This is a genomic window from Streptomyces sp. NBC_00076, from assembly GCF_045041235.1.
In the GTDB taxonomy this organism is placed as follows: Bacteria; Actinomycetota; Actinomycetes; order Streptomycetales; family Streptomycetaceae; genus Streptomyces.
In genome coordinates this window covers 10332436-10345004 of record NZ_CP108242.1, presented here as the reverse complement: position 1 = coordinate 10345004, position 12569 = coordinate 10332436, and the positions used below count along the sequence as shown (strand labels likewise).

General features: G+C 71.6%; 11 protein-coding genes and 2 pseudogenes. 5 read left to right on the top strand and 8 right to left on the bottom strand.

Annotated features, from left to right (window positions below):
• Positions 1-79: 79 nt before the first annotated feature.
• The 3 genes and pseudogenes from OHA64_RS46120 to OHA64_RS46110 all read left to right on the top strand — a co-directional run bounded on the left by OHA64_RS46120 (position 80) and on the right by OHA64_RS46110 (position 2609).
• Positions 80-846, top strand: a pseudogene (locus OHA64_RS46120) (hypothetical protein).
• Positions 847-1271: 425 nt separating this feature from the next.
• Positions 1272-1802: a hypothetical protein gene (locus tag OHA64_RS46115; RefSeq protein WP_405623269.1), complete on the top strand. Its 531-nt coding sequence runs from the start codon at positions 1272-1274 to the stop codon at positions 1800-1802.
• Between the two features lie 135 nt (positions 1803-1937).
• Entirely contained in the window at positions 1938-2609 is a 672-nt protein-coding gene (locus OHA64_RS46110) for a DUF4389 domain-containing protein (RefSeq protein ID WP_405623268.1), read from the top strand.
• 22 nt (positions 2610-2631) lie between these two features.
• Here OHA64_RS46110 and OHA64_RS46105 read toward each other — a convergent pair whose 3' ends face one another.
• Together OHA64_RS46105 and OHA64_RS46100 are read right to left on the bottom strand one after the other, a co-directional pair.
• Positions 2632-4128, bottom strand: a complete 1497-nt coding sequence (locus OHA64_RS46105) for a sensor histidine kinase (RefSeq protein ID WP_405624397.1) — start codon at positions 4126-4128, stop codon at positions 2632-2634.
• Positions 4129-4163: 35 nt separating this feature from the next.
• Positions 4164-4913, bottom strand: a complete 750-nt coding sequence (locus OHA64_RS46100; protein WP_405623267.1) for a response regulator transcription factor — start codon at positions 4911-4913, stop codon at positions 4164-4166.
• Positions 4914-5143: 230 nt separating this feature from the next.
• On the opposite strand from OHA64_RS46100, the gene OHA64_RS46095 reads away from it, so the two are divergent.
• On the top strand, positions 5144-6496 hold the full coding sequence (locus tag OHA64_RS46095; protein ID WP_405623265.1) for a ferric reductase-like transmembrane domain-containing protein: 1353 nt from the start codon (positions 5144-5146) through the stop codon (positions 6494-6496).
• 7 nt (positions 6497-6503) lie between these two features.
• A complete protein-coding gene (locus OHA64_RS46090; RefSeq protein WP_405623263.1) occupies positions 6504-6977 on the top strand; it encodes an FMN-binding protein in 474 nt (157 codons plus the stop codon).
• Positions 6978-7120: 143 nt separating this feature from the next.
• Here the strand turns inward: OHA64_RS46090 and OHA64_RS46085 are convergent, their stop codons facing one another.
• From OHA64_RS46085 to OHA64_RS46060, 6 genes and pseudogenes are all read right to left on the bottom strand, one after another.
• Positions 7121-8839: a GAF domain-containing protein gene (locus OHA64_RS46085; protein ID WP_405623262.1), complete on the bottom strand. Its 1719-nt coding sequence runs from the start codon at positions 8837-8839 to the stop codon at positions 7121-7123.
• A gap of 374 nt (positions 8840-9213) precedes the next feature.
• On the bottom strand, positions 9214-9654 hold the full coding sequence (locus tag OHA64_RS46080; protein ID WP_405623261.1) for a pyridoxamine 5'-phosphate oxidase family protein: 441 nt from the start codon (positions 9652-9654) through the stop codon (positions 9214-9216).
• Between the two features lie 114 nt (positions 9655-9768).
• Positions 9769-10443, bottom strand: a complete 675-nt coding sequence (locus OHA64_RS46075; protein WP_405623259.1) for a helix-turn-helix domain-containing protein — start codon at positions 10441-10443, stop codon at positions 9769-9771.
• 19 nt (positions 10444-10462) lie between these two features.
• A complete protein-coding gene (locus tag OHA64_RS46070; RefSeq protein WP_405623257.1) occupies positions 10463-11533 on the bottom strand; it encodes a zinc-dependent alcohol dehydrogenase family protein in 1071 nt (356 codons plus the stop codon).
• Positions 11534-11714: 181 nt separating this feature from the next.
• On the bottom strand, positions 11715-12212 hold the full coding sequence (locus tag OHA64_RS46065) for a flavodoxin domain-containing protein (RefSeq protein ID WP_405623256.1): 498 nt from the start codon (positions 12210-12212) through the stop codon (positions 11715-11717).
• A 19-nt stretch (positions 12213-12231) separates the two neighbouring features.
• Positions 12232-12483 (bottom strand): annotated as a pseudogene (locus OHA64_RS46060) (GNAT family N-acetyltransferase); the annotation flags it as partial.
• Positions 12484-12569 lie beyond the last annotated feature (86 nt).

The window sequence follows — 12569 nt, the reverse complement described above, 5'->3', positions numbered from 1 at the left end:
GCAGACGGTATGGGTGACCCCGATCCGAGTGGGGCCGCCCGGTTGGCATACCCGTCGTCACACCACCGGAGATCACGCAATGACTGCTCAGCAGCCCATCGCCTACGACGCGTTCGTCGAGCTCGCCGCCGCTGATCCAGCTGTCCTCGGCCTTGTCCTCAAGGGTTCCCGGGCCCACGAGGGCATGACCACCGAGTACTCCGACCACGACCTGTACGTCGTTCTCGCCGATGGCGCGACGACGCCCCTCACCCGGTTCACGGGGCACCGCGCCCCGGAACTCGACCTCGTCGTTCTCTCCCTCGACGAGTTCCGCGGTGCCGGGGGCTTCGAGCGGTACACCCTCGCCCACGCCCGGGTCGTGCTCGACCGGCTCGACGGAGGCATCGCCCGGATCCTGGCAGGCAAGGCACGGCTCGACGCCGACGAAGCCTTCCGGGAGTCGGGCGCGTGGCTCGATGCCTACGCCAACTCCCTCTACCGCTCGGTCAAGAACGACCGCGACGGACATGCGCTCGCGGCCCGACTCGACGCCGCCGACAGCATCCGGTCTCTGCTGGAGTTGCTCTTCGCGCTCGACCGTCGCCCCCGCCCCCGCCCCCGCCCCCGCCCCCGCCCCCGCCCCCGCCCCTACAACAAGTACCGGAATGGGAACTTGCCCGATTCCCGCTGCCCGGCTGGGACACCGGCAAGCTGCTCGATGCCGTGGACCACATCTCGGGAACGGGCGAGGTGTCCGCGCAGCGTCGTCTCTTCGTCCAGGTCGAGGCCGTGGCCCGCCGGGCCGGGCACGGCGCGGTGCTGGACGCGTGGGGTGCCGACCTGGACCTGATGCGACCGCGGTAGCCGCGCGTCGGCGGGCTCGCGCACCGCCACGTCTCTCCCGCCTGGCCGTGCGGACGGCTGTCCGCACGGCCAGGGCGATCCCCCTAGCGGGACGGGCGGGACGCTTCAGGGCCAGCAAAACACGCACCGAGCGCGCGCTTCCACGACGAGCCCGACGACCGGGCCCGCACCCGGCCCGCAGCAGCGCCCGCGGCAGCGCTGCCGGGGCGCGGCTCCGGAGGCCCCTGCCACCGCTTGCGCACCAGCGCGAACAGTCCAAGGCTGGAGGTGAGGGGTGTACCGGCCGGCCCCACGGTGTCGTCCGGTCGGCCCCAGCGCCGCTCGTTCCCGGGTGTCACCTTCCTCTCAGGGACGACGAGGAGGTGCGGCCCATGCGCGAGGCAACGCGAACGACGCGGAGGTGCTGGCGGTGGCGGAGGAATCCGTTGCGTCGGCACGCGGACATCGTCGAGGCCTGGATCGTCCTCGTCGTCTGGACGGTCATCGCGGTGGGCGGCACCCTCGTCGGCGTGGTGGCGGCCCACGCGGCCGAGGACTCCTTCGCTCAACTGCGACGCGAGCGCCACTCGGTTCCGGCCGTCCTCGTGGAGAACACGGCCGGAGCGGTGTCGACAGGGGAAGCCACGACCTCCGAACGTGTCCGGGCGAAAGTCCGCTGGACGGTGTCGGACGGCTCCACCCGTACCGGCTGGACCCTGGTGGGCTCCGGGCACAAGCCCGGATCAAGAGTCATGGTCTGGATGGACAGTCAGGGTCAGCTCGCGGCAGAGCCGCCCACCGCGGGTGCGGCGGCCGCCGAGGCGGCCCTGCTCGGCGCCGGGGCCGCGCTCACCTTCGGGGGTCTGACGCTCGCCGCCGGACGCCTCGCGCAGTGGCGGCTCGACCAGGGGCGATACGAACAGTGGGGCCGTGAGTGGGCTCAGGTCGGACCTCAGTGGGGGCCCAAGGCCACGTGATGCGGGACCGGTCGGCGCCTGCGCAGGAACACCTCCTCTCTGGCCGGTCCACGCTGCCCTCGCGGCGTCGCGCGGAAGCAGTCAGGCTGGTCATGAGCCCACCCCCTCGATTCAACCGTCGGGGCGAAGGAGCTGATGACCATGACGTCTCCGGTCGGATTCCCGGGCCAGCCGGTCCAGGTGAACGCGCGTATCGACTCGCCACTGTCCCGATGGCTGTGGCTCGTGAAGTGGATCCTCGCCATTCCGCACTACATCGTGCTGTTCTTCCTCTGGATCGCCTTCACCGTGGTGACCGTGATCGCGTTCTTCGCCATCCTGTTCACCGAGCGCTATCCCCGCTCTCTGTTCGACTTCAACCTGGGTGTGCTGCGCTGGAGTTGGCGGGTCGCCTTCTACTCGTACGACGCCCTGGGCACCGACCGTTACCCGCCGTTCAGCCTGGGCGAGGAACCGGATTACCCGGCACGGCTGGACATCGCCTACCCGGAGCGTCTCTCCCGCGGCCTGGTGCTGGTGAAGTGGTGGCTCCTGGCCATCCCGCACTACATGGTCCTCGGCTTCTTCCTCGGCGGCGCCCACGTCGGCTGGTGGTCCGGCGGGCTCATCACCCTGCTGACGGTCATCGCGGCCGTGGTCCTGGCCTTCACCGAGAAGTATCCGAAGGATCTGTTCGATCTGATCATCGGTCTCGACCGGTGGGTCCTGCGAGTGTGCGCCTACGCAGCTCTGATGACGGACACGTACCCACCGTTCCGCCTCGACCAGGGCGGCTCGGAGCCGACCGCCGCTCAGGAGCGCCCGTGATCACCGCTCCGACGGCTTGCGATCATCCGACGTCGGTGGGGAGCCGTACGGTGAACGTGGTCGATCCAGGACGGCTCGCGAGGGTGACGCTTCCGCTGTGGGCCTCCGCCACCGCCGCCACGATCGACAGACCGAGGCCGGTGCCGGCACCGGCGCCCGCGTCCTCGGTGCGGCGGCGGTCCGCGCGGGTGAAGCGTTCGAAGACCCTGGGCCGCACATCCCCGGCGACGCCCGGACCGTCGTCGTGGATCTTCAGCAACGCCGTGCTGTCCTCGGTCTCCAGCGAGATGGTCACCGTACTGCCGACGGGTGTGTGCAGGCGCGCGTTGGCCAGCAGGTTGGCCAGCACCTGATGGAGCCGGTGGGCGTCGCCCGGCACCGTCACCGGCTCCTCGGACAGTTCCAGCGTCCAGCGGTGTCCGGGGCCCGCGGCCTGCGCGTCCGTCACCGCGTCCAGGACCAGGCGGGTCAGGTCGACGGGCAGGCGCTCCAGGGGGCGGCCCGCGTCGAGGCGGGCGAGGAGCAGCAGGTCGTCGACCATCTCGCCCATGCGGGCCGCCTCGGCCTCGATACGCTCCAGGGCCCGCACCACCTTCCCCGGCACCGGGCCCGGGTGCAGCAGCGCCAGTTCCGCGTGACCGCGGACCGATGCCACGGGCGTGCGCAGCTCGTGGCTGGCGTCGGCGGCGAAGCTGCGCAGTCGTTCCTCGCTGGCGTGCCGTTTGGTCAGCGCGTCCTCGACGTGGCCGAGCATCGCGTTGAAGGCGTCGGCGACGCGTCCGACCTCGCTGCGCGGGTCGCTCTCGGGCGCGCGTGGCGCGGGCGCCACCTCACCGCTGGAGAGCGGTAGTTCACTGACCCGGGTGGCGGTCGCGGCCACCCGGCTGAGCGGTCGCAGCGACCAGCGCACCCACAGCGCTCCCGCGACACCGGCGACGGCGAGCGCCGCGCCGAAGACGACCGCGGCGACGAGTTCCAGCCGGTGGACGGTGGCCTCCACGGGCTCCATGGGCAGCCCGGTGATCAGGATGTCGCCGTCCCTGCCCTGGGCTGCCATCAGGCGGTACTCGCCCAAGGACGAGAGATCGGTGGTGTGCCCCTCGTCGTCGGCCGGCAGCCCGGCGATCCGTCTCCTGTCCTGCGCCCCGAGTGAGACGGTCACCGTGCCCGTACCGCTGCCGGACGCCACCACCGCGGCGTTGGTGACCGTGTCGCCGACCAGCCGGGCGCCGAAGGTTCCAACGGTCTGCCGGCGGGTGTCACCGTCGCCGTCCTCGTCACCGTCGTGGTCCGACGGCAGGCTGCCGCCGTGCTCCAGGCTTGCCGGGAACCGTGCGCCCGTCTCGCGCAGCTGCTGGTCGAGACGGCCGGTGAGAAAGCCGTTCAGCTCCACCACCGCCGCCACCCCGACGGCCGCGCAGCTGACCGCGAGCAGCACGACGAGGCCGACGGTGAGCCGCGCCCGCAGCGTGTGCGGCCAGGACGGGCGCGGCAGCCACCGCCTCGCCCCGGGCCGCAGCGGATCGCGCGCGAGACGCTGCCGCGGCCCCGCCCTCACCGGGCGACCGGCTTGAGCACGTAACCGGCGCCTCGCACCGTGTGGATCATGGGCGGGCGGCCCGCGTCCACCTTTTTGCGCAGGTAGGAGATGTACAGCTCGACGACATGGGCCTGCCCGCCGAAGTCGTAGGACCATACGCGGTCCAGGATCTTTGCCTTGCTGAGCACGCGTCGCGGGTTGCGCATGAGCAGGCGCAGCAGTTCGAACTCCGTCGGGGACAGCTCGATGAGCTCGCCACCGCGGGTGACCTCACGGGCCTCCTCGTCCATGACCAGGTCGCCGACCGTCAGCCGCGGTCCGTCCTCGGTCTGCCGGGCCATGCCGGCACGGCGGAGCAGTCCGCGCAGGCGGGCCACGACCTCCTCCAGGCTGAAGGGTTTCGTCACGTAGTCGTCGCCGCCCGCCGTGATGCCCGCGATACGGTCCTCGACGGCGTCCCGTGCGGTCAGGAAGAGCACGCACACGTCGGGCCGCACGGCGTGCAACGAGCGCAGCACGGCGAAGCCGTCGGTGTCCGGGAGCATGACGTCGAGGACGACGGCGTCGGGCAACAGCTCGCGTGCCCCGGCGAGGGCCGACACGCCGTCGCCGGCCGTGCGTACCTCCCAGCCCTCGTACCGCAGGGCACCGGAGAGGACCTCCGCGAGGTCGGGGTCGTCGTCGACGACGAGGACCCGGAGCGGGGCGCCGTCGGTCCGGGTCAGCGCGGGGCGGCCGGAGCCGCGGTGGCGGGGAGTGTTCATCTCACGTACCAGGATGCGGTCTCACCGTGTCCCGGGCCGCTTTCCCGACCTCTGAGTTCGCTGTGAGTCCGCCGCGCCACCCGTCGACTCCGATCGGCTCGGCGGCCCTTCCCACCTGCGGCGGGGCCCGCACCGCCCACCACGCGCTGAGAGCGGGCTCAGAGGTTGCGTCGGCACAGTGTCGTCCCGGACGGCCGACAGGACGTACGGACAGCCGAAGGGACATACGGATGACGACGGCGTACGCGCAACGAAGGGTCGCCCCAGCGCCTCCTGCACCACGGCGCTCCCCCGCCGGCCCCGTGCTCGCCGTCCTGTGGGGCGGAGCCGGCGCCGTGCTCGCCCTGTGGTGGCACGACACCGGGTCGGTCGTCGGCACCGCGGGCCGGCTGACCGGCGCCGGGCGGATCGCCGGGCTGCTGTGCGGATACGCCTGCGCCGTCCTCGTCGCTCTGATGGCCCGTGTCCCGCTCCTGGAGCGGCGGATCGGGTCGGACCGGGTGGCGCGCTGGCACGCGAGGGCGGGCCGCTACACGATCTGCCTGCTGGTGACACATGTCGTGCTCATACTGCTCGGATACGCGGCCCAGGACGGCTCCTCGATCCTGGACGAGACCCTCACCGTGGTCCTGGACTACCCGGAGATGCTCAAGGCCACCGCCGGCGCCGTCATCCTCTTCGCGGTCGGGCTCGTCTCGGCCGGCGCGGTGCGCCGTCGGGTCAGCCACGAGTTCTGGTACTACCTGCACCTGCTCACCTACGCCGCGGTCTTCCTCTCCTTCGGCCACCAGCTCGCCCTGGGGTCCGACCTCGTCGGCAGTCGGCCCGTTCAGGCGGCCTGGTACGCGCTGTACCTGGGCGTCGCGGCCCTGGTGGGGTGGTTCCGGATCCTCACGCCGGTACGGCTCAACCTGCGTCACCGGCTGCGGGTCGACTCCGTGCACAGGGAGGCGCCGGGCGTGTACTCCGTCGTCGTATGGGGTCGACGACTGCACGAGGTGGGTGCCCGGCCGGGACAGTTCCTGCGCTGGCGGTTCCTCACCGAGGGCCTGCGCTGGACCTCCACCCCGTACTCCCTGTCGGCGCCGCCGCGCCCGGACCTGCTGCGCATCACCGTCAAGGCGCTCGGCCACCACAGCGCCGCCGTCGCCCTGCTGCGGCCGGGCACCCGGGTGTGGGCGGAGGGACCCTACGGGGCGCTGACCGCCGACCGTCAGACCTCGCACAAGTCCCTGCTGGTCGCGGGCGGTGTCGGCATCACCCCGCTGCGGGCCCTGTTCGAGACGCTGCCCGGCGACGTCACCCTCCTGTACCGCGCGCGCACGGCCGAGGACCTCGCTCTGGGCGGCGAACTGGAGGCCGTCGCACGGTGGCGCGGAGCGAAGGTGCTCTACGCCCTGAACGGTCCGCACGGTCACCGCCCGATTATCACCGCCGAATCCCTGCGCGCGGCCGTGCCCGACCTGGACGCCCATGACGTGTACCTGTGCGGCCCGCACGGGTTCGCGCGGGACCTGTACGAGGCGCTGCGCACCGCCGGGGTTCCGGACCGCCGTATCCACCACGAGTCCTTCGAGCTGTGAGGCCGTCTTGCACACGTTGAGGAAGAACCGTCCGCTGCGCCGCGTCGTGCTGGCGAGCGCCGCGACCGTCTCCGGGATGGTGCTGCTGCTGTCGCTGAAGCCGCACACGACGCCCTCCGTGACCGGGACGGCCACGTCTCCCGCACCACCCAGCAGTTCGAGCACGTCAGGTGGAGCAACCGGATCGAGCGGCTCGGCCACGGGCACCCAGACCCTCACCGGGGACTCGGTCCAGACCCGCTACGGCCCCGTCCAGGTCCGCGTCACGCTGAAGAACGGGAAGCTCACCGACGTCACCGCGGTCACCTACCCGCAGGAGAACCCGAGGGATCAGCAGATCAACGCGTACGCCATCCCGCAGTTGACCAGAGAGGCGCTCACCGCCCAGAGCGCCGACATCGACACGGTCTCCGGAGCCACGTACACCAGCGAGGGCTACCACGATTCACTCCAGTCGGCCCTGGACTCCGCGAGCCGTTGACCCCTGCCACTAGGGCCTCTCGTTTGGATCATGCCGGGCTCGCGGGGTCTGGCACCGCACCCTGATCCGGCCTGATCCAAACGAAAGACCCTAGGCCCGCGGGACCGCGGGTCGGTCGGGGCGGATGCCGCGCACCTCGGTTCCTAGAGCTTCCTCGACGGCACCCGCCACACCAGCGTGGTGCCGCCGCCCTCGGGTTCGCCGAGCTCCAGTCGGCCCCCCAGCTGCTCGGCGCGCTCCGCCATGTTGCTCAGCCCGCTGCGGCGGCCGTCGGCCGGGATGCCCACGCCGTTGTCGGTGACCGACAGCCGTACCTCCCGTCCGTCCGTGGCCAGGACCACCTCGGTCCGGTCGGCACGGGCGTGCCGGGCGACGTTGGCCAGCGCCTCGGAGAGCACCGCCACCATGTGGTCGGCGATCTCCTTCGGCACGTCGGTGTCCAGCAGACCCTCCATCCGCACACTGGGAGCGAAGCCCAGAAGCGGCGCCGCCTCCCCGGCCACCCGTACGGTGCGGGCCCGCAGCCCGGCCTCCCCGGCGCCCCCGCGCGTGCGCAGGCCGAAGATCGTCGACCTGATGATCTTGATGGTCTCGTCCAGGTCGTCCACCGCCCGCGCCACGCGTTCGGAGGCCTCCGGGTGCTCGATGAAGCGGCCCGCGCTCTGCAGGGTCATACCGGTGGCGAACAGCCGCTGGATCGCGAGGTCGTGCAGGTCGCGGGCGATCCGGTCGCGGTCCTTGAGCACCGCGACCTCCTCGGCGTCCTGGCGGCGTTCCGCCAGCTCCATCGCGACGGCGGCCTGCGCGGCGAAGGCCTGCAAGGTCTCGGTCTCCGTCGCCGAGAACGCCTGCCGACCGGCTTCCCGCGCCAGCAGGACCACACCTCGTGCACCCGCCTCGCCCGTGCCGATGGGCACCGCGACGGCGGGGCCGAGCCCCCCGAAACGCGGCGGTTCCAGTGAGATCCGATCGTCGTGGCCGACGTCCCCGCTGGTGACCGGTGCGGCGCCGGAGAAGGCAAGCCCCATCAGGCTCCTGTCCAGGGGCAGTACGAGTCCCCGGTGCGCCTCGGCGTCCATCCCGACGGCGATCTCCACGGCGAGTGACCCGGTGTCCTCCATGGGCAGCGCGACCGCCGCCAGGGCCGACCCGGTGATCTCAATGGCCCGCTCGGCGATCAGACCGAGGACCTCGGTGTGCGGGCGGCCGGACATCAGGCTGTGGGTGATCTCCGCGTTGGCCCCCAGCCAGCGCTCGCGCAGCCGGGAGTCCTCGTACAGGCGGGCGTTGTCGATCGCGACGCCGGCCGCGACGGCCAGGGTCGCCAGCACCGATTCGTCTTCCTCGTCGAACTGCAGCCCGCCCCGCTTCTCCGTCAGGTACAGGTTGCCGAAGATCTGGTCGCGCACGCGGATGGGGACGCCGAGGAACGTGTTCATCGGCGGGTGGTGGGGCGGAAAGCCGTACGAGGAGGGGTGTTCGGAAATTTTCACCAGCCTCAGGGGCTCGGGGTGGCTGATCAGTTCTCCGAGGATGCCGTGCCCCTCCGGGAAGGGGCCGATCCGGTCGATCTGCTGATGGGTGACTCCGATGGTGTGGAAGGCGGACAGCCGCTTGCCGTCCGGTCCGATCACACCCAGGGCCGCGTACTCCGCGTCCACCAGGGTGGCCGCGGCCTCCACGATGCTGTACAACGCCTGCTCCAGGTTCAGATCCCGGCCGACCGAGAGCACCGCCTCCAGGAGGCTGTGCACCCGGTCGCGGGTGCCGCGGGCCGCGTCCAGCCGCGCCTGCAACTGCTCCAGCAATTCGTCCAGCCGCAGCTGAGGCAGCCGTACGCGGGCTTCCTCGGGGCTTCCCACCTGCGCTCCTCCAGGTCCCCTGACGCACGGACAGGCACCGGTCCGGTCAACTGCCACGGTAATGGCCGGCGGCTTGGGGTGGTAGCGGACCGGGCCGGGTCCCCCGGGTTTCCTGCCACGGCCGATCGGCCCAGCGGAGGGGGACCGACAGTACCTGGCCGTCCCGTCCCGACGCTGGGACTTCCGGTCCCGCCGGGCTTCAACGTGACCACCGACGCCTACCGGGCCTTTCTCTCCACCGGCACCGAGCCGGACGGTGTCCGGCCGCTCCGAGAAACCGAGAGAACCTGCGGAAGTGCGCCGAACGGCCCCAGCCGCAAGGGCCGTTCGGTCCAGGCCAGGACTGCGGCCCTGACGTACCTGGTGATCGGGATTCAGGAGGGAAGGCGCACGCTGTCCAGGGTGGGGCCGCCAAAGAGTTGGCGCCCGGTGACCAGCTCCGGGTCGATGCGCAGGAAGACCTCCAGCGGCGCCGGCACCCAGGAACGCGGCCCGGTCCGCAGGAGCTGTGCGTGCTCGGCCGGGTCGGTCACCAGGGTGGCCGCTCCGGTGACCACGACGCTCCAGCCGGAGTGGGCGGCGGCGTCGACCTCGTCGGCCTCGAAGGCGACCACGGCTCCGTCGATCGCGCTCACCAGTTCCGAGGAGGCCGAGGTGCGCACCAGTATCGCGCCGTCGCGGTCCAGGCAGAAGTTGACCGGCAGCACGGCGGGCAACGCCTGCCGTGTGTACACGATGCGCCCCACAGGCACCTGGACCAGCAGGCGCACGCACTCCTGCCGGTCGAGTTCGCGGAATCCGTCGTTGGCGTACATCTGCCTTCTCGTCTCTGACCTGACAAAGCCGTCCTGCGCTGGCCCATCCTGACGTGGTGAGGAAACCCTCAGCCAGGGACCGATGGTCCCTGGCTTCCCTGAGAAGGGCCGGGTTCAGACCTCGATCCGGCGTCCCGTGACGGCATACGGTTCGATGCGCACCCACACGTCGCGACGGCCCCCCGCCCACGGCGTGCTGTACGCCTGTCGTGCGAGCCGCTGCGCCTCGCCGGGGTCCGTCACCATGCGTGCGTGGCCACGCACCAGCACGCTCCAGCCCTGGCTGAACACGTCGTCGATGCGGTCGACCTCGAACGCGACCCGGCAGCCGGACGCCAGCGACGGCGTCGCGCCCTGGGCGGTCCTGAAGACGACGCTGCCGTCGACGACGCTGTAATTGACGGGGACTATCACGGGGCCCTGGTCCGTGGACAACGCGAGCCTTCCCACACCGTGTGTCGCGAGCAGGTCAGCACACTCGGTCCTGCTCAGCTCGGTGAACTCGGGAGCACGAGCGGCCTGTCCAGGACCAGGTGGCACCTCGGCATCGCCGCCGGTGAGCGCCGATACCCGGGTCCGCAGAACCGCCGCCAGCGTGAGCAGGGCGCCCCGGCTCGGCCCGGCACCAGGATGCTGCTCCAAGTGCGCCAGATAGGTGGGGGCCATGCCCGCTCGGGCGGCCGTCTCCTCTCGCGTCAGCCCGAGTTGAACGCGGCGTGCGGCGATTCGGCGGCCCAGGTCACCCGAGGGTGGGCTGTCCGTAGCGTTCGCCTGTGTCTGTTCGGTCATGGCCCGTCACGTCCTCTCGTCAGGCCGCCCGGACGGCGACCTCTTCGTGCGACGGCCCGCCGAGCACCACCTTGAGGGCGCCGGTGTCGGCGGCCCGGGCGAAGACCTCGTACGCCTCCTCCACGCGCTCCAGCGGGAAGGCGTGGGTGACCAGCTCCGCGGTCGGCAGCCTGCCGGCGGCCGCCATGCGCAGCAGGGTGGGCGTCGAGTGGGTGTCCACCAGACCCGTGGTGATGGTCACGTTCTTGATCCACAGGTCTTCCAGGTGCAGTGTGGCGGGCTTGCCGTGGACGCCGATATTGGCCACGTGGCCGCCCGGCCGCACCATGCGCGTGCACAGCTCGAAGCTCTCCGGCGCGCCGACCGCCTCGATGACCACGTCCGCGCCGAGACCGTCGGTGAGATCGGCGATCAGCTGCTCGGGGTCCTCGCGGGCGTCGGCCACCGCGTCGGCGCCGAGTCGCCTGGCGGCCTCCAGCCGGGACGCAACCAGGTCGACGGCGACGATCCTCTCGGGCGCGAACAGGCGCGCCGTCGTGATCGCCGCGAGGCCGATGGGACCGGCTCCGACGATGGCGACGGTGTCACCGGGGCGTACCCGCCCATTGAGTACGCCCACCTCGTAGGAGGTCGGGAAGATGTCGGCCAGCAGTACGGCGTCCTTGCTCTCGACCCCGCCGGGCAGCGCGTGCACGGACAGGTCGGTGTAGGGGACGCGGACGTACTCGGCCTGGGTGCCGTCGATCAGGTGGCCGAGGATCCAGCCCCCGCCGCCCCGGCACTGGCCGTAGCTGCCCTCACGGCAGTAACGGCAACGGCCGCAGGCGCTGATGCAGGAGACCAGCACACGGTCACCCGGACGGACGGTCCGAACGTCGCTGCCGACCTCCACGATCTCGCCGACGGCCTCGTGGCCCAGGACGGTGCCCGGCCGTACTTCGGGCACATCGCCCTTGAGGATGTGCAGGTCCGTCCCGCAGATGGTGACGGTGTCGACCCGCACGACGGCGTCGGTGGGCTCCTTGATGGCAGGGTCCGGGACCTCCTCCCAGGCGGACTGCCCGGGGCCGTGGAAGACGAAGCCCTTCATGCGCTCCTCACCATCCTTTGGTCGAGTGCCGAGATTGCCCCACAGATCCAGCGTGTCCACCGACCGTCTGCACCGCTTGGGCCGTCCGGCCCTGCGCGCCATGAGTCCGGCCCCGATGCGCCTTTCGACTCAGGCGCCGGGGCCGGTCGGCAGGTGCCGAACACCCCCTCTCCTCTCCCTCCTACGCGTGTGTCAGGGCATCCGCGACGCTCTCCGACCATGCCTCGATCGCGCCGAAGTCCCGGAAGTCGCCGCCCTTCCCGGAGCGGAGGATCATCCCGGCCACGCGTCCCTTGGCGCCCTCCTCCAGGCACCCTCCGAAAGTGACGTGATCCCGGACGTCCAGGCGGGTCATCGCCCGCTGCACGCCGCGCACGGGCGGGATGTTCCGCTCGGAGGCCGAGGGATCGAGCGGACCACTGCTGAAGAACCACACGGGGCGCTTCGCGAGTTCGCCGCTGTGACGGCGGACGAAACGCCGCGCGTCCTTGTGCCAGCGTCCCGCGTACAGCCCGCCGCCGACCACGACGGCGTCGTACGGCGCCACGCTCGTCACGGACCGGGCCGGCAGCAACTCGGCGGTAAGCCCGTCCTTGCGCAGTACATCGGCGACGGCTTCGGCGATCCGCGCCGTGGATCCGTTCGTCGTTCCGTAGGTGACCAGCACGGTGTCGGTCATGGTGATCCGCCTCCTTTCACAGCAGGGTGCCCACACCCCGGTGGTGCGGGCGGTCGGCCACGGCGATGGAGATCTCCGCGTCGTCCTTCTGCTCGCCGGTGTCGTACTCGGCGACGCCGATCATCCGGCCATCCGCCTCGGCCACCAGGGCCTGGTAGCCCGGGCGGGCCGGGGCACAGGCCCGGTCGGCGGCCAGGGCGGCCGAGCGTCGGCTCTCGGCGAAGAACCGCACCTCGCGGCAAGGGGGCGGTGCGGCCACCCCCCTCCGCAGTCGTCGGTCGTCGGCGACCAGCGCCGAATGCCGTTCAGCGGGCCATCTGCGGGCTCCTCGAACACTGCGTGTGCCCTGCGCGGCGC